Here is a 16099-nt window from a genome sequence, read left to right as displayed (position 1 = left end):
ACTCGTCTGTTGTTCTGCTTCTCTGAGGTCTCAGCTGGCGGTCCAGCCACCGTCCATCGCATAGGATGCCCCGGTGGCCATGCCGGAGGCGTCCGAAGCCAGCCACAGCACGAGCGAGGCGACCTCCTCGGGCTCGACGAGACGCTTGACGGCGGACTCGGTCAGCATGATCTTCTCCACGACCTCGTCCTCGGAGATCCCATGGGTCTTCGCCTGGTCGGCGATCTGCTTCTCCACCAGCGGGGTGCGCACATAGGACGGGTTGATGCAGTTCGACGTCACCCCGTGCTCCGCGCCCTCCAGTGCGGTCACCTTGGACAGGCCCTCCAGACCGTGCTTGGCGGAGACGTACGCGCTCTTGAAGGCCGAGGCTCGCATCCCATGGGCTGAGGAGAGATTGATGATCCGGCCGAAGCCTCTCTCGTACATGCCCGGCAGGGCGGCCCGGGTGAGCAGGAACGGCGACTCCAGCATGAGCCGGTGGATGAACCGCCAGGCCTGGGGATCGAACTCGTGGATCGGGGCGATCCGCTGAATCCCGGCATTGTTGACGAGGATGTCCGTGTCCAGCCGGAGTTCGTCCAGGGCCTCGGTGTCGGCGAGGTCGGCCACCCAGGCCGTGCCGCCCACCTCGGCTGCGAGCGCCTCGGCGGCCTCCGCATTCAGATCCGTCACGGTCACCGTGGCCCCGGCCGCAGCCAGGGCACGCACGCAGGCCGCCCCGATCCCGGAGGCCCCTCCCGTCACCACCGCGGTGCGTCCGGAGAGGATCCCGTCTCGGAAGATCCCGGTGGTCTGCTGATGCTCGGTCCGTGGTTCGGTCACGGGGCGTACCTGCCTTCCAGGTCGGTGTGAAGTGGGAGGTGGTTCTCAGAGGCTCAGCAGCAGTGCCTCACCCTGGCCGCCACCACCGCACAGGCTGACGGCGGTCCGGCCGCCGCCACGCCGGGACAGCTCCAGGGCGGCGGTCAGGGCCAGCCGGGCCCCGGAGGCACCGATGGGGTGCCCCAGGGCGATGGCACCGCCGTGGAGATTGGTCTGTTCCAGGGGGTACTCCAGGTCCTTCAGGGACTGGACCGCCACGGCGCCGAAGGCCTCGTTGATCTCGATGAAGTCCAGCTCCCCCACGGACCAGCCGGCCTTGCTCACCGCGGCCTGGATGGCGTTGGAGGGCTGGGAGTGCAATGAGGAGTCCTTCGGTCCGGCCACCTGACCAGGCGCCCCGATGGTGGCCAGCACCGTCAGGCCCCGGGCCTCCGCATAGGCCCGCGAGGTGACCACAAGTGCTGCGGCTCCGTCGGAGAGCGGCGACGAGTTGCCGGCGGTGATACCACCGTCCTGGGCAAACGCCGGGCGCAACGCGGCCAGGGAGTCCACGGTGGTGTCCGGGCGCACGCCCTCGTCCTCGGCGAGGAGGACCGGCTCACCCTTGCGCTGCGGGATCTCGATGGGGGCGATCTCCATGTCGAAGGTGCCGTCGGCCTGAGCGGCGGCAGCCCGCCGGTGGGAGGCGGCAGCGACCTCGTCCTGGGCGGTGCGGTCGATCTGCCGCTCCGTGTTGCCGGACTCGGTGAGCTCGCCCATCGCCTCTTTGCTGAGCGCATCAGTCAGGCCGTCGTAGGCGACCGAGTCGAGCACCGTCGTCGGGCCGTACTTATAGCCCTTCCGGGATCCCACCAACAGGTGTGGGGCATTGGTCATCGATTCCTGGCCACCGGCCACCACCACCTCGGCCTCGCCCAGTCGGATGAGCCGTGCCGCATCGATGACGGCGGTGAGGCCGGACAGGCAGACCTTGTTGATGGTCGTGGCCGGCACGCTCCAGTCCAGTCCGGCAGCGAGGGCCGATTGGCGGGCTGGGTTCTGTCCCTGGCCGGCCTGGACGACCTGGCCCATGATGACCGAGTCCACGTCAGCGCCGTCCACACCGGCACGCTGCAGGGCGTGCTTGATGGCGTGGGCGCCGAGGTCCACAGCGGTCAGGGAGGCCTGCTGTGACAGCAGCCGAGTGAAAGGGGTCCGGGCCCCGCCGACAATCACGGCATCGTGGGCAGCAGAGGCAGCTGAAGGCGTGGTGGTCATGGGTGTTCTCCTGAGGGTGAGGCGGGAGGCGTCTTCGCGTGGCGTGGTGTGGGTTGTGGTTGGCGTTATGGCGTGGATGACATCCAGCCTAGATCGGCCGGGGCGGGCGCGTCAGAAGGCCCCGACCACCGAGACCACGGCAGTGAGTATGGCGACCGTGATGACCGGCATGACGAGGGTGACCATGAAGATGTCCTTGTAGGACTGACGGTGGGTCATGCCACAGACGATCAGCAGGGTGACCACGGCCCCGGAGTGGGGCAGGGTGTCCAGGCCGCCGGCGGCCATGGCGGTCAATCGGTGCATGGCCTCCAGGCTCACTCCTTGGTCCAGGGCCATCTCCTTGAGATTGTCACCGAAGGCGTTCAGTGCAATGGTCATGCCGCCCGAGGAGGAGCCCGTGATGGCCGCGGTGACCGAGGTGGAGAACACCGAGGTGACCAGCGCGTTGCCGCCCATGTTGAATACGGAGTCTCTGATCACAGCGAACGCTGCCACGGAGGCGATGACCGCACCGTAGCCGACTTCCGAGGCCGTGGAGAAGATCGGCAGCATGGAGCCCTTGGCCCCGTCCACGAAGGCCTTCCGCAGGTCTCCGAACCGGCGGGTGTTGAAGGCCACGATGACCAGGATGGCCACGGTCAAGGCGATGATGACGGCCCAGATACCGGCGCGGGAGCTCAACTCGATGGCGCCGAACTGCTCCTCCTGCAGATAGTCCCAGTTCAGCGCTGGGAAGACCAGAAGGGTGCAGCCGAAGTTGACGAGGATGACGGCCAGCAGCGGGACGAAGGCCTCCACCCCGTTGCGCGGGGTCGTGATGGCGCCGGAGGTGCCGGTCTCGACCTCCTTGACCTGGGCGTGGGCGCCGGGACCGTTCCCGGAAGTGGTCGCCGTCGGGGAGTCGGCCTCGGAACCGGCCAGCGCCGCACCGGGTCCGTCCCCGCGGCGGGGACTGGCACCCCCGCGGACACTAGGACCGCGGTCTACCCCCGCATCGCTGAAGTGCTCACCGTTGGCCATGAGCCGGCGGCGCCGGAACTCGAGCCATGCCAGGCCGAGCCCGAGGATCATCGCTGCTCCCACCAGGCCGATCCCCGGGGCCGCAAAGCCGTCGGTACCGAAGAACTGCCCCGGGATCAGGTTCTGGACCTGAGGGGAGCCCGGCAGTGCCGTCATGGTGAACGTGAAGATGCCCAGGGCGATGGTGCCCGGGATCAGTCTCTTCGGGATGTCCGCCACGCGGAACAGCTCGCGAGCCAGGGGGAACATCACGAACGCCACCACGAAGAGGCTGATGCCGCCGTAGGTCATGAGGGCGGAGGTGACCACAGTGGCAGCCAGGGCGTTGCGGGCGCCGATCCAGCGGGCCACTGTGCGAGCGATGGACTCGGCATAGCCGGTGACCGTCATCAGCACACCGAAGATGGCGCCGAGCAGGAACAGCGGGAAGTACTGCCCCACGAACCCGGCGAGGGCCGGCATGAAGATCTCCGTATAGGAGGCGAGAATCGGCGCGCCGGAGAACACCAGGGCCACGACGGCCGCGATGGGCGCCGCGATGATGACGGGCATGCCCCGGTAGGCGAGCGTGATCAGCAAGGCGAGGGACAGAATGATGCCTATGATCCCCAAGATCATTCGGTTCTCCTTGGTGGGTGAGTGTCACGGCACTGACGGACCGCACCTACCACCATGCCCGCAGGACGTGATTCAGGCCACGTCGAGAGCCACAAGAGGTGGAAGGCACGTTCGTAGCTGTCTACAACGCGCGCTCTGCGGCAAGACGGCGAGATACTGCGGTGGAATCAGTCTCGGCCGTGATCTGCCGCAAGGGCCCATGCGACCTCGATGAGCGTGTTGAGGTCTCCCAGGTCGGCTCCCGTGACCTCGCGATAGCGCCTGAGGCGGTACCGCAGGGTGTTGACGTGGATCGGGATGGACTCGGCCGCCGCCGGAATATTCATCCGGTGCTCCAGGTAGGCGCGCAAAGACTCGACGATCAGCTCGCCAAATGCCCTCTCCGCCCGCAACGGTTCCAGGTAGATCTCGTCGAGCAAGACGGTGGTCTCCGGGCTGGCGAAGACGCCCATGCGCCAGGAGAGACGGTCCACGTCGACGACCCCATCCGCCCCGACCCGCTGGGCGGACGCCAGCACCCTGGTGGCCACGTCGAAGGACCGGGGCAGCTCCCCCAGGACCATCGGGGCACCGAGGGCGATGGTCGCCCCCGCAGGCGGCGGGCCGGCGTCGGGGTCACCGACGAGGATGCCGATGGCCCCCGTGCCCTGCGGCACGACGACGGCGCGGGCCCCGGCTTCCTCGGCCCAATCCTCGAGGGCGGGGGGCGCGGCGCCTTCAGCGCACAGGGCCCGGACCGGCCGGTCACGGGGCACCCCGAAGACGGAGGCACCGGAGAACAGCGCGGTCCGGTCCAGACTCCCCGCCAGGGCGGCGCCGAGCCAGTGGGCGCGGCGGGCCGAATCGGCCACGGCCTGGGCGATGGTGCGGTCGCGATAGGAGACCACGGCGCGGGTGGTGAAGGCATCCCCCAGGGACCAGAGCAGGGTGGAGAAGGACAGGGCCGTCTCCACCGGCACCCCGTAACGCGGGGCGGCGGCCAGCAGGTGGCGCAGGATGATGGACATACACGCGCGGAATCCGGCCAGCACGCTGGCAATCTCGACTCCCTGGGCCATCCGTTCCTCGGTCAGCGTCTCCGCCTCGTCAATCCCCCCGGGCTCCGGTGCCAGACCGTCGAGGATGGTGCGGATGCTCAGCGCGCGATTGCGCCGGGCAGAGGCCTCCAGCGACTCGGCAGGAACATTCTCATAACCGGGGATCGTGGCCCGGAGAGTCTCGACCGTCTCGACCAGGATCGCGTCGTCGGCCGCGAGCGACTCGACGAGAGCCCGCACCGGATCCACGCTCACTCGTACCTCCGTCGTCAGGTCCCCAGACGTCCTTCCCCACCTCGGGGTGACAGGGCGGGGTGGCTTCACTCTACGGCGGCCGCCAACCGGTCCAGGGACGCCATCAAGGCGGCCTCCGTCGTCGCCAGGGCCCGGCGGAAACGGGTCTCATCGGTCAGCCGGGTCCAGTCATAGGTGTGGCGGACCACGGTGCCGCCGACCGGCTCAAGTTCCAGTTCCCAGCACCACCGATGGCCCCGGGGTTCCTCCCCGACCTCGGCGGGCAGCCAGGCGAGGCGCCGGCCCTCCTCGAACTCCACCACATGGTTCTCCCGGACGGCGCCCTCCTTCGTCAAGACCATGGTGAACACGTCCCCGACGGCGGTAATGCGCTGGCCTTCCTCGGCCTGCGCCAGGTTGTCATTGCCGTCCCAGTCCGGTTGGCGGGCCGGGTCTGCGATCAGAGTGAAGATGGTCCCAGCGTCAGCGGCGATGCGCCGTTCGGCGGTGACAACGCGTTCAGCGACGGGCGGCAGCCCGGGTAGCTCGGCCATGAGTTCAGAGCCCCTTCCCCGTGGGCGAGACGAGGATCTTCACCGCGGTCTCGTTGTGGTTGATGAGCGTGTCGAATCCCTCATCGATGAGGTCGTCCAGGCCGATCTTTCCGGTGATGAACGGCTTGACGTCCACGGTGCCGTCCTCGATCAGCTTGATGGTGGCTGGATGGTCCCAGGCGTACCCGATGGTGCCGCGGAGATCGATCTCCTTGAGCACGAGCTGGTGGAGGGGGACGGTCGGCTCGTGGCCCCAGATCGACTCGTTGACGATCACACCCCCGGGGCGCACAGCCTCCAGGAGCATCGCCAGCACCACGTCCACGCTGGTGGCCTCGAAGCCGACATCCGCCCCGCGCCCACCCGTCAGCTCCTTGACCTTCGTGGCCACGTCCACCTCCCGGGGATCGAAGGCTTCGTCCACGACTCCAGCGTCCAGCACTCGCTGCCGACGCAGCTCGGAGAGCTCGGAGACGTAGACGGTGAGGCCCTCACCCTTGAGGACGGCGGCCGTGAGCGCCCCGATGGGACCGGCGCCGCCGATGATTGCCACGTCTCCGGCCTTCGCCCCGGAGCGGACGAAGGCGTGGTGAGCCACGGCCAGAGGCTCGATCAGGGCGGCTTCGTCCAGGTTGACGTGATCGGCCACCGGATGCACCCAGCGCCGCCGCACCGCGATTTGTTCGGCCAGGCCCCCACCATGACCGCCCAGGCCGATGAAGTTCATGTCCGGGGACAGCTGGTAGTCCTCGTCGTTCTCGTGTTCCTCCCGGATCACGTAGGGCTCGACCACCACCTTCTGCCCGATCTCCAGATCGTCCACGCCCTCGCCCAGCGCGGCCACGGTGCCGGACATCTCGTGGCCGATGGTCAGCGGGGCCGACTCGCCGGAGATGGGGTGCGGATGCCCGGCCGGCGGGATGAAGATCGGACCGTCCAGGTATTCGTGCAGGTCGGTGCCGCAGATTCCGCACCAGGCCACATCGATGAGCACTTGGCCGGGACCCGCAGTCGGGTTGTCGATGTCCTCGATGCGGATGTCTTTAGCGTCGTAGTACCGTGCTGCGCGCATGGTGTAGGCCTCCTGCGGCGACTCGTGACGGGAGGGCCGGGAAGGGGGCCCACGGCCCGGATCGGGCCTCCTGGTCACTGTAGGCAGGGTGTTCCGGTGCGGACAAGGGTCCGCTCGGCGGTGGGACGGAGGCTCAGTCCTCGCTGTGGCGGGCGCCGGCGCGCCAGCGGATACCGGCGTCGATGAAGCCGTCGATCGCGCCGTCGAACACCGAGGAGGGGTTGCCCTCCTCATGGTTGGTGCGCAGGTCCTTGACCATCTGGTACGGATTCAGCACATAGGAACGCATCTGATCGCCCCAGGACGCCTTGACGTCCCCGGCCATCTCCTTCTTCTTCGCATCCTCCTCGGCCTTGCGCACCAGCAGCAGGCGGGACTGCATGACGCGCAGGGCGGCGGCACGGTTCTGGATCTGGGACTTCTCGTTCTGCATCGAGACGACGATCCCGGTGGGGATGTGCGTCATGCGCACGGCGGAGTCGGTGGTGTTCACCGACTGGCCGCCGGGGCCGGAGGAGCGGAAGACATCCACCTTGAGCTCGGCCTCGGGGATCTCGACCGAGTCGTCCGACTCGATGAGGGGGATGACCTCGACGGCGGCGAAGGAGGTCTGGCGCCGCCCCTGGTTGTCGAAGGGGCTGATGCGCACGAGGCGGTGGGTGCCGGCCTCCACGGAGAGCGTGCCGAAGGCGTACGGGGCCTTGACCTCGAAGGTGGCGGACTTCAGCCCGGCCTCTTCGGCGTAGGCGGTGTCCATGACCTTGGTGGTCCAGCCGCGCTGCTCGGCCCAGCGCAGGTACATGCGCATCAGGATCTCGGCGAAGTCCGCGGCATCCACACCACCGGCACCGGCGCGGATGGTGACCACGGCGTCACGCTCGTCGTACTCGCCGGAGAGCAGGGTGACGATCTCCAGATCGGACATCGTCTTGCGCAGGGCCTCGAGCTCCCTGGCGACGTCGTCCCGCGCTGAGTCATCGTCCTCCTCAGCCGCGAGCTCCACCATGACCTCCATGTCATCGATGCGCTGCTCCAGCTTGGCGACGCGCTCGAGTTCGGTCTGCCGGTGGGACAGCTTCGAGGTGATCTTCTGCGCCGCCTCCGGATCGTCCCAGAGGTCCGGGGCGGAGGCCTCCGCCTCCAGCCGGGCGATGTCCGCCTTGATCTGCTCCATGTCCGACACCTGCTCGATGTTGGACAGCGTGGAGCGCAGTTGCGCGATTTCAGCGGTGTAGTCAGTCTCAGCCATGGTGGGGTCCAGCCTACAGCGCGGCTGGACCGGCGTTGTTCCCTGGCACGATGCCGGACCCAACGCCAGCCCGGCCGCCCGTCAACCGGCGTCCCCTGAGACATACTCCACCAGCCCCGGATCGGAGGAGGAGAAAACGTCCATCTCCTCTCCCCCATCACAGGTCATCAGCGAGAGGGTCACGCTCTCCCCCGAGCGTGTGGCCCGGCGGCCGACCACCACCCAGGTGCCGCCGGACTCCTCCCAGCGGCGCAGTCGCCGCAGGTCCGGGTGCTCGATGTTGCCGGTGTCTTCGGTGTTCTCGGGGTCGTCGGCGGACATTGGAGTCTCCTCAGCGCCTCAAGGCGGTACGGGACGAACTGGTGGCCAGGATCCGGATGCCGTCCGGCACGATCCAGTTCACGATGGGTGGGTGGGCAGTGGCTGTCAGCACCACATCGACGGTCTGGCCGCCGTCGCCCACGGAGACGGTCTCCACCACGAGCCCGTCGAACCGCTCGTGAGAACCAGCGGTGACCAGGTATCCGGCCACCGCCTCAGCGGCATCGGCGTCAGCGAGCACCGGGGTGCGCCTGGCGTCCCCGTCCTCCTCGATGGCGATGGTGAAGCTGTCCGCCGCAGCCATGGCGGCCCCGTCCGCCGCGGACAGCAGCTTGCGGGCCTCGAGGTTCACCGTGGTCACGGCCAGGATCACGGTGGCCAGCAAGAGGCAGACCACCGTCAGCCCCACGACGAGCACCGTGGTCTGGCCCTCGTCTCCCGCTACCCGGACACCCTGATCCCCGCCGGTCTCGCCAGGACTCGGCGCCCGGACCCTCATCCGAACCTCGGTACGGGTTGCTGGGAGCTGCTGGTGACGGTGGCGACGGCGGCGTCCCAGCCGAGACCCTGCGGCAACAGGGGCACCGGTACCCGGATCGCCACCTCCACCGACACGGAGGAACCAGGATCAAGGCAGGGACTGGTGGAGCAGGACAGGGCGGACTCCGCCACGGAGGGATCCAACCCGTAGTCCCCTAATGTCAAGGCGATGACCTCGTCAGCACGGCCGGCGGCACTCGAGGCGTCCGGGGCTCCTGCCATCGCCTTCGCCGCCTGATCGGCAGCGGCCACGGACGCATAGGCCGCGGATTGGATCTGGCTGGTCAGCATCAGGAAGTAGAGCACCGGTATCAGCAGGAGCGCGGCCAGGAGCACGAACTCCACCGTGGCCGAACCTTCCTCTCCTCGCGCTTCCATACGCCGAGGATCAGTCGTGGCATGAGGAGCGGTGTCGCGGGCGGTGTCAGACGCGCTATCAGGACCAGTGTCAGTAACGGTAGGCATGCCCGTCGGCCTCCAATCCCACGGGACCGACCAGAAAACCGACCATGGGCATCTGTGTGCGCACGGTGATCCTGACGATGGTGGTTCCGTCCCCGCCCGCCGTCTCCGCAGACACATCGGCATGGCCGCCGCCCGGGATGGACCCGGCGAGCAGTTCTCGAGTCCTGGCCGCGCCGTCGTCGGGCGTCCGGTCCCCCAGCGCTCCGTACCGCGCCCCGGCGCTGGCCGCATCGATCAACGTGTTCCGGACGTGAATGACAATGCCGAATTGGAGTATCGCGGCGAAGATGATCGAGAGCAGCGCCATCACCATGACGGATTCGGCCACTGCCGATCCACGTTCACGCTCGCCCGAGTTCAGCACGGTCAGTTCTGGGTGACCTGGCTGATCGCCTGGTTGAACAGATCCGTCAGGGCGGGCCCCGCGATGGCCAGCAGCCCGGCGACGAGCACGGCCGACATCAACGTGATCATCACCCAGCCGGGCACGTCGCCCCGCTCGTCATCACGGGCCTCGCCCAGGAAGACGGTCAGGGCTGCCAGGGCTGTCAAGGCCCGGTACTTCAGTTCGGTCTTGTCTGTCATGGTCCCCTCCAGGGTGGTTTGTCGGTTGGGTGATTCAGTCGGGCGGGCGGAGATTCAGAAACCGAGATTCATAATCGAGATCCCGGGGTACACGGCGAAGATGACGGTCAGGGGCAAAATACCGAAGACCAGGGGCGCCATCATCCCGATTTCCTTACGGCCGGCGGATTCCAGCAGCTCTCGCTTGGACAGCTCACGGACGTCCTGGGCCTGGGCCCGGAGCACATCGGCCAGCGGCGTGCCCCGTTCCAAGGCCACGAGGACTCCCTCAATGAAACGTTCCACCGGTGCCAGCTGGATCCGCCGTGCGCATGCTTTCAGGGCAGCATGGATGGAGGATCCGGAGCGCATGTCAGACAGGACCGTGGAGAACTCCCCGGCCAATTCGCCTTTGGCCGAAACGGCGACCCGTTCCAGGGCCCCCGCCGCGCTGTCCCCGGCACTGACGGACAGGGCGAACAGCTCCGCCACTGAGGGGAACTCGCTGAGGATCCTCGCGCGGCGGCGACTGATCTGGCCGGTCAACAGATTGTCCCTGAGGAAAAAGGCCACCACGGCCAGAGTCCCCACAAGCATGACCCCGATGACCGGATTCAGGGCGCCGTTGACCGCGAGCGCCAGGCATCCGGCTACCCCCAACGCGGCTCCTCCGGCCGCGGCGATGAGCTGCTGCGCCCGGTAGTCCTGAACGGAGAGTCCGGATCCGGCGGCATCAAGTTTGCGTTCGAGGGCTTGGTGGCCGAGGTTGAGCCGCCCCAACTGCCGTACGCCGGCCGATAGCACGGGGTGCATGATCCGTCCCAGGGCGCCCCACGGGGACACGACCTGCTGCTCGTTCAGCAGTGATGAGGCAGGTGCATGATGTCTCAGCTGGGGCTCGACGCGATGGGCCAGCGAGGGCCGCCATCCCCAGGGCAGCGCTACCAGCACCAGTGCCAGTCCGGACCCGAGGGCAAGCCCCAAGATCAGGGCCATGGAGAACGTCGTCATCTACAGCACTCTCTGTTCTTCCGGCAGTGCGCCGATCTTCAACATGAGTTGATAGCAGATGACGGAAACCACGAGGCCGCCGGCCAACACCAGCAGGCCCGTGAAGGTCTGGTAGACGCGCACTGCGTCCGGCTGGGTTCCCAACAGCAGCAGCACGATCCACGGGGCCGCCACGGCCAGGCGAGCTGCGTTGACGGTCCAGGACTGGCGAGACTCCAGCTCACTGCGGGTCCGGGCATCCTCGCGCAGGAACTCAGCGAGGGTGGACAGCAGGTTCCCGATATCCGCGCCGCCGACCTCGCGGGTCAGCCGCAGTGCGGCGATCAACCGGTCGGCGACCGGATCGGCCATCCTGAACTTGAGGTTGTCCAGGGCGTCCATGAACCGCAGTCCCGAACGGTAGTCCCGGGCGAACTCGCGGAAGGCCGGCTGGAGCTCCTCCGGCCCCTTGTCGCCTAGCTGGATGAGTGCCTCGGGCAGTGTCAGCCCGGCACGGATGGCCGAGCGGAGGTGGTCCACGGCGTCTGGCCACACGTCACGCAGCAGGGTGCGCCGTTTCTTCGCCTGCCAGTTCAGCGCGACCCACGGCACCAGCGCCCCGAACAGGCCGAAGCACACGGCGATCGGCAGGGCCCGCGTCAGGACGAAGACCAGCAGCAGCGCCACCATGCCACAGCCGATCATCGCCGCGACCACACCGGCGGGGCCGACCTGCTCGACGCCTGCTCGGGCGAGCAGTCGCCTCAGGGTACTGTCCCGTCGGATCACCACCGGTTTGTCCCCGCGAGGCCAGAACGACCACCACACCAGGAACAACCCGGCGCCCAGCATCAGCCCCAGGAACAGCGCCATCAGCCGACCCCCACCACGGATCGCACGTCATACCCCCGGGATTCGAGTTTGCGGTTCTCCAACATGGCCGAGGGGCTGAGGACCAATTGGCCGTCAACGCGGTGGAAGACGGTCGAGGACTCGATGATCCCTTCCTCCACACGGCTGCCAACGGACAGGATCTCCTCCACGTACCGGCGGCCGTGGCGGTCCCGCGCGCAATGCACCACGAGGTCGAAGCAGGACGCCACCGTCGGGACCACGAAGTTCCGGGAGATGTTCTCGCCGGCCATCAGGGGCAGCGTGCAGATCTTCGTCAGGGCGTCAGACGCACTGTTGGCATGCAACGTGCACATGCCGGGTAGGCCTGAGTTCAAAGCGACCAACATGTCCAGGCTCTCGGCCTCTCGGACCTCCCCCACGATCAGCCGGTCCGGGCGCATGCGCAGCGCCTCCTTCACGAGCCGGCGCAGCGGAATCTCTCCGTGGCCCTCCAGGTTCGGCTGACGGCACTGCATCTGGACCACATCACGCAGTGGCAGCTTGAGTTCGAAGATCTCCTCGACCGTCACCACGCGCTCCCGGCTGCCGATGGAAGCCGAGAGGCAATTGAGCATGGTGGTCTTTCCGGACTGGGTAGCTCCGGACACCAGGATGTTCAGCCCGGCGTCCACACTGGCATCCAGGAAGCGCGCGGCATCCGTGCTCAGGGATCCGGACCGCACCAGGTCCTCGACCCGATGGGCTCGGACCACGAATTTCCGGATATTGACCGACCAGTGCCTGCGGGTGATATCCGGGATGACCACGTGCAAGCGTGAACCGTCCGGCAGGGCCGCGTCCACGAACGGGGACGACAGGTCCAGGCGGCGGCCCGAGGACTTCAGCATGCGCTCGACCAGGTCCCGGACATTCTCATCGGTCAACGAGATGTTGGTCAGCTCGGACACGCCGCCCCGGGCGCAGTACACGGCCGTGGGCGAGTTGATCCAGACCTCTTCGACCGTATCGTCGTCCAGTAGGGGCTGGAGCACGCCAAAACCGGCCACAGAGTCGAAGACCGTCTTCTCAGCATCGTCGCGGTCCGGCAGCAGCGGCAGCGAACCGATCAACGAGCGCGCATCATAGTCCGCCGTGGCGGCTTGCACCAGACGGCGCATTTCCTCCGGTTCGCGCTGCGGATCCATGCCCCGTCGGCGGATCAGCTCGCGAACCTCATCCTCGAGGATGCGGATGGCTTCCATGGTTTCCCCTCCATGACGACCCGGACGGGCCTCAACCTGGGTCTGAGCGTACAGAGTTCTGGACCAGCGGCCCACCGCCTCCTCTGTGAACTGTGGATTTCCATGCGTCGCGCGTGTTGTCCACATTCTCGCCGCCCCGGTTCCCCAGGCCATCTGCCTCCACGGCATCCTGGCGTGAGGAACATCGGCACTGCGGAAGGTCAACCTGGCGTGTGGTTGAGAATACTGGGACTGCCGGCGGCGGAAAGCCAATGGTGGAAGGTGGTCAATGGCCCGCCAATCGCGAGTCTTGACTCCGCCAGCATGGTTGACGGTCTACTACGCGACCGATTCCCCCGATACCGCTTCTCGGGCGTCAGCGGGGGCGCCGGCCGGCCAGGTCGGCCTCCTGACGGGCGCCAGCCCACTCGGAACCAACTGACCGTGGTCGCCCGCCCCGAAGGCAGCGCGACTACCCGCGGTCCCGGGCCGGACGTCACGGTGGTGACCGAAGACGGTCCCGACGCCGGCCGGTTGGCCCCGCTGCCCCGTTCCGGACTCACTGTGGGCCGGAATCACGCCGAATGGCTCGTCACCGACCCCTATCTGTCCGCCCCGCATTTCCGGCTGGAGGTCGACGCGGAAGGTGTTCTCATCACCGGGGCGGATGCCGATCAGCGTCCCGCGCAGCTGCTCTGGACTGGGGACCGGCCCTACACCGCTGGTAGCTCGACCTTCCGCCTGGTCCGCGGCCGGCAGGACCCCCTGTCACCCATCCGGGCCATCCCGGACCCGGTCGTGGACCCAGGGCCCGAACCAGCTCGGCCGAATGCGGTGCTCCAGGCCATCATGGCTGCCGGGCCCCTGGTCATCGGCGTGGTCATGGCCGTGGTCACCGGCCTGTGGTATTTCCTGTTGTTCAGTCTGATCTCGGTGGCCGTCGTGGCTGTCATGTGGTTGCAGCACCGCACAGCATCTCGGCGCCACGGCCGTCGGATCCGGGATGGTGCCGAGCGGATCAGTGGCCGGCTCGATGAACTGGCGCCCACCCCAGGACGCCTCTCTCTGGCTGCCCGGGCCGACTCCGTGGATCGCTTCGGAATGGACGGTGTTCCAACGGACGGCCCGGTCATCCGTTGGGGCACCGGGACTGCTCGCCTCCGGGTGGAGAACGCCAAAGACGGCGACCAGTGGGCCCGCTGGTCCACAGTGGATCTGCCTGCCAGCTCGGTGTTGCTCCCCGGCGGGACGACGGTCATCACGGGGCAACTCTCCACTCTGCAGGCCATGGGACAGTGGCTGCACGTGCAGTTGTGCCGTGATGCCATCACCTCCGGCCGAGCCGTGGTGATGCGGACGTCTCAGGGTGACACCCCGCGGGGTGGTGCGTCCCGTACCTCAGCCGGCACCATCGTCTGCTGGCCCGGAACCTCTGCCCGGGCCCTACCTGCCGGATGGCACCGCGTGCTGCTCTGTGAGGCAGGGCAAGAACAGCATTCCGAGTCCATGGCCGGTACGCCCGGCCAGGAGGACCGAGTGGATGCGGACCAGGGGGTTGCATCGCTCGCAGGCCTGGACTACACGGCTCTTCGGTGGCATGGCATGACCACCCGGACTGCAGACTGGTTGCTCGACGAGATGGGCGCGGCACACCGACCGGGGGTGGACCAGGAACCGGTCCGCTTGGTCCTGCCCCAGCCCCTGATGGAGCAACCGGGGGTCGAGTCCCTCCGGGCAGAACTATCACCAGGCGAAGACCCCGTGACCATCGACCTCGTCGCCCACGGGCCACACCTGCTCGTCGCCGGCACCACCGGCTCAGGCAAATCTGAGCTGCTGCTGACCTTGTTGACGGGCCTGGCCGCCGCCCATCCACCCACCGAGGTGTCCTTTGTCCTCATGGACTTCAAGGGTGGCTCGTCCTTTGCGGTCCTGGCCGGGCTACCCCACACCATGTCGGTGGAGACCAATCTCGCGGAGGCGGAGTCGCTGCGCACCTTCGATGCCCTCTCGGCCGAGCTACGCCGCCGGGAAGAGCTGTTCCTGGCCGCCGGCGCAGCAGACTTCCGCGCCTACCGGCATGCCCATCCGAACGCGGACCTGCCACGCCTCGTGGTGGCCATCGATGAGCTCCGTGTTCTCGTCGACGACCATCCTCAGGCCGCCGCGCTGCTGGCCAGGCTGGCCGCGACGGGACGTTCACTCGGATTCCACCTCGTCCTGGCCACCCAGCGGGCACAGGGCGCCGTCGGCCCCGATGTCCGGTCGAATCTGGGCACCGTGATCTGTCTGCGCACGGCCACCGAGCAGGAATCGTGGGATCTATTGGGCACCGCCGACGCGGTGACGATCGCTGCCGATACCCCGGGACGCGCCTATCTACGGCACGGCGGCGGACCGACACGGCCCTTCCAGGCAGGTCAGTTCTCGGTGGCCACCGGCCCGCCGGCCCTGATCCGGTGGACCGACGGTGAGCCCGATGCCGATCCGGCTCCCTGGGGGGACCTGACGGTCCGGATCGGTGCCGAGGCCGCCTCCCGCGCCCTGCCGGTTCCCGCACAGGCCGTCATGCCCGCACTCCCCGAAAGGTGGGCCCCGACGCCCGAGGATCGGTCGGTGCTGCCGGACGCCGTCATCGTGGGGCTGGCCGATCTTCACCACGAGAGGGCCCAGCGTCCCGTGCGCTGGGCGCCGGGACGGGACGGCCCGGTGGCCTGGATCGGCACGACGACCGGAGGTGTTGACGCGGCAGCCCGGTCCGTCCTCGACCACCTCGCGCACCTCGACTCCGCCGCCCCGACCTTTGTGCTGGACGGCAATGGCGTGACGGATTCACTCGGGGTGCCGGGTTCGTGGAGTGTGCTCGCCGCAGACCGGGCCACGCCGCAGGACCTGGCGGGCCTCCTGGAGCAGGTGAGGGGTCAGCTGGCGGAGCGTCACCGCGTCCATCTCGTGGTGACCTCATGGGGACGTTGGTCGGCGCAACGCGTCGGAACGAGCTACGAGACCGTGGAGGAGCATGTGGCCATTCTCCTGCGGGACCATGGTCCTGACGTGCTGGCCGCCGCGCTGTTCGGAGCCCGAGAACTGGCCGGCGGTCGCATTCTGGGCCTGGTTCCGACGCGACTCTACCTTCCGGCCGGCTCCACGCCAGAGCACCGGTTGGTGTGGCCGGCGCTGCAGCGGGTGAAGGAGGTTCCAGGCCGGGCGGTCATGATCTCACCGGACCGTCCGGCTCCCGGTATTGCGGTTCAGCTGGCAGCGGCGGTCTGATC

The 16099-nt window shown here is 68.0% G+C and carries 16 protein-coding genes; 1 reads left to right on the top strand and 15 read right to left on the bottom strand.

The features are described from left to right. Positions 1-30 precede the first annotated feature (30 nt). The 15 genes from ABD134_RS02055 to ABD134_RS01985 all read right to left on the bottom strand — a co-directional run bounded on the left by ABD134_RS02055 (position 31) and on the right by ABD134_RS01985 (position 12845). Positions 31-825, bottom strand: coding sequence for a 3-hydroxybutyrate dehydrogenase (locus ABD134_RS02055; RefSeq protein WP_344226260.1), 795 nt, complete (start codon positions 823-825; stop codon positions 31-33). A 45-nt stretch (positions 826-870) separates the two neighbouring features. Next, complete coding sequence (locus ABD134_RS02050) at positions 871-2082, bottom strand: acetyl-CoA C-acetyltransferase (protein WP_344226258.1); 1212 nt, start codon at positions 2080-2082, stop codon at positions 871-873. Positions 2083-2193: 111 nt separating this feature from the next. Beyond that, complete coding sequence (locus tag ABD134_RS02045) at positions 2194-3723, bottom strand: GntP family permease (protein ID WP_344226257.1); 1530 nt, start codon at positions 3721-3723, stop codon at positions 2194-2196. Between the two features lie 167 nt (positions 3724-3890). After that, positions 3891-5015, bottom strand: coding sequence for a helix-turn-helix domain-containing protein (locus tag ABD134_RS02040; protein WP_344226255.1), 1125 nt, complete (start codon positions 5013-5015; stop codon positions 3891-3893). 65 nt (positions 5016-5080) lie between these two features. Then, positions 5081-5548 (bottom strand): SRPBCC family protein, encoded by a 468-nt coding sequence (locus ABD134_RS02035; RefSeq protein ID WP_344226253.1) that lies wholly within the window; start codon positions 5546-5548, stop codon positions 5081-5083. A gap of 4 nt (positions 5549-5552) precedes the next feature. Next, positions 5553-6620, bottom strand: a complete 1068-nt coding sequence (locus ABD134_RS02030; RefSeq protein ID WP_344226252.1) for a 2,3-butanediol dehydrogenase — start codon at positions 6618-6620, stop codon at positions 5553-5555. Between the two features lie 133 nt (positions 6621-6753). Continuing rightward, positions 6754-7869, bottom strand: coding sequence for a peptide chain release factor 2 (gene prfB / locus ABD134_RS02025; protein ID WP_344226250.1), 1116 nt, complete (start codon positions 7867-7869; stop codon positions 6754-6756). Between the two features lie 81 nt (positions 7870-7950). Then, entirely contained in the window at positions 7951-8190 is a 240-nt protein-coding gene (locus ABD134_RS02020) for a hypothetical protein (protein WP_344226248.1), read from the bottom strand. 10 nt (positions 8191-8200) lie between these two features. Beyond that, positions 8201-8689 carry a pilus assembly protein TadG-related protein gene (locus tag ABD134_RS02015; RefSeq protein ID WP_344226246.1) on the bottom strand — a complete coding sequence of 163 codons (489 nt, stop codon included), beginning with the start codon at positions 8687-8689 and terminating at the stop codon, positions 8201-8203. Further along, positions 8686-9108: a hypothetical protein gene (locus ABD134_RS02010; protein ID WP_344226244.1), complete on the bottom strand. Its 423-nt coding sequence runs from the start codon at positions 9106-9108 to the stop codon at positions 8686-8688. The genes ABD134_RS02015 and ABD134_RS02010 overlap by 4 nt, the downstream gene beginning before the upstream one ends. Before the next feature lie 70 nt (positions 9109-9178). Next, positions 9179-9523 carry a TadE family protein gene (locus tag ABD134_RS02005; RefSeq protein ID WP_344226242.1) on the bottom strand — a complete coding sequence of 115 codons (345 nt, stop codon included), beginning with the start codon at positions 9521-9523 and terminating at the stop codon, positions 9179-9181. A gap of 38 nt (positions 9524-9561) precedes the next feature. After that, a complete protein-coding gene (locus tag ABD134_RS02000) occupies positions 9562-9780 on the bottom strand; it encodes a hypothetical protein (protein ID WP_344226240.1) in 219 nt (72 codons plus the stop codon). 54 nt (positions 9781-9834) lie between these two features. Continuing rightward, the gene (locus ABD134_RS01995; protein ID WP_344226238.1) at positions 9835-10770 is read right to left on the bottom strand and encodes a type II secretion system F family protein; all 936 of its coding nucleotides are present in this window, start codon (positions 10768-10770) and stop codon (positions 9835-9837) included. Continuing rightward, positions 10771-11622 carry a type II secretion system F family protein gene (locus ABD134_RS01990; protein WP_344226236.1) on the bottom strand — a complete coding sequence of 284 codons (852 nt, stop codon included), beginning with the start codon at positions 11620-11622 and terminating at the stop codon, positions 10771-10773. Continuing rightward, positions 11622-12845, bottom strand: a complete 1224-nt coding sequence (locus ABD134_RS01985; RefSeq protein ID WP_344226234.1) for a TadA family conjugal transfer-associated ATPase — start codon at positions 12843-12845, stop codon at positions 11622-11624. The genes ABD134_RS01990 and ABD134_RS01985 overlap by 1 nt, the downstream gene beginning before the upstream one ends. 423 nt (positions 12846-13268) lie before the next feature. Between ABD134_RS01985 and ABD134_RS01980 the strand changes: the two genes are divergently transcribed. Beyond that, positions 13269-16097, top strand: coding sequence for an FtsK/SpoIIIE domain-containing protein (locus ABD134_RS01980; RefSeq protein ID WP_344226233.1), 2829 nt, complete (start codon positions 13269-13271; stop codon positions 16095-16097). The last annotated feature ends 2 nt before the right edge of the window (positions 16098-16099 follow it).

It is taken from the genome of Citricoccus alkalitolerans, from assembly GCF_039528175.1.
GTDB classification, from domain to species: Bacteria; Actinomycetota; Actinomycetes; order Actinomycetales; family Micrococcaceae; genus Citricoccus; species Citricoccus alkalitolerans.
Note: the sequence above shows the minus strand (reverse complement) of the source record. Positions and strands in the feature narration are given on the sequence as shown.

Bases quoted from the DNA above. Each gene is read 5' to 3' on its own strand.
- ABD134_RS02050 (WP_344226258.1), bottom strand. From the start codon at position 2,082: ATGACCACCACGCCTTCAGCTGCCTCTGCTGCCCACGATGCCGTGATT.
- ABD134_RS02045 (WP_344226257.1), bottom strand. From the start codon at position 3,723: ATGATCTTGGGGATCATAGGCATCATTCTGTCCCTCGCCTTGCTGATC.
- ABD134_RS02035 (WP_344226253.1), bottom strand. From the start codon at position 5,548: ATGGCCGAGCTACCCGGGCTGCCGCCCGTCGCTGAACGCGTTGTCACC.
- ABD134_RS02030 (WP_344226252.1), bottom strand. From the start codon at position 6,620: ATGCGCGCAGCACGGTACTACGACGCTAAAGACATCCGCATCGAGGAC.
- prfB (WP_344226250.1), bottom strand. From the start codon at position 7,869: ATGGCTGAGACTGACTACACCGCTGAAATCGCGCAACTGCGCTCCACG.
- ABD134_RS02020 (WP_344226248.1), bottom strand. From the start codon at position 8,190: ATGTCCGCCGACGACCCCGAGAACACCGAAGACACCGGCAACATCGAG.
- ABD134_RS02015 (WP_344226246.1), bottom strand. From the start codon at position 8,689: ATGAGGGTCCGGGCGCCGAGTCCTGGCGAGACCGGCGGGGATCAGGGT.
- ABD134_RS02010 (WP_344226244.1), bottom strand. From the start codon at position 9,108: ATGGAAGCGCGAGGAGAGGAAGGTTCGGCCACGGTGGAGTTCGTGCTC.
- ABD134_RS02000 (WP_344226240.1), bottom strand. From the start codon at position 9,780: ATGACAGACAAGACCGAACTGAAGTACCGGGCCTTGACAGCCCTGGCA.
- ABD134_RS01995 (WP_344226238.1), bottom strand. From the start codon at position 10,770: ATGACGACGTTCTCCATGGCCCTGATCTTGGGGCTTGCCCTCGGGTCC.
- ABD134_RS01990 (WP_344226236.1), bottom strand. From the start codon at position 11,622: ATGGCGCTGTTCCTGGGGCTGATGCTGGGCGCCGGGTTGTTCCTGGTG.
- ABD134_RS01985 (WP_344226234.1), bottom strand. From the start codon at position 12,845: ATGGAAGCCATCCGCATCCTCGAGGATGAGGTTCGCGAGCTGATCCGC.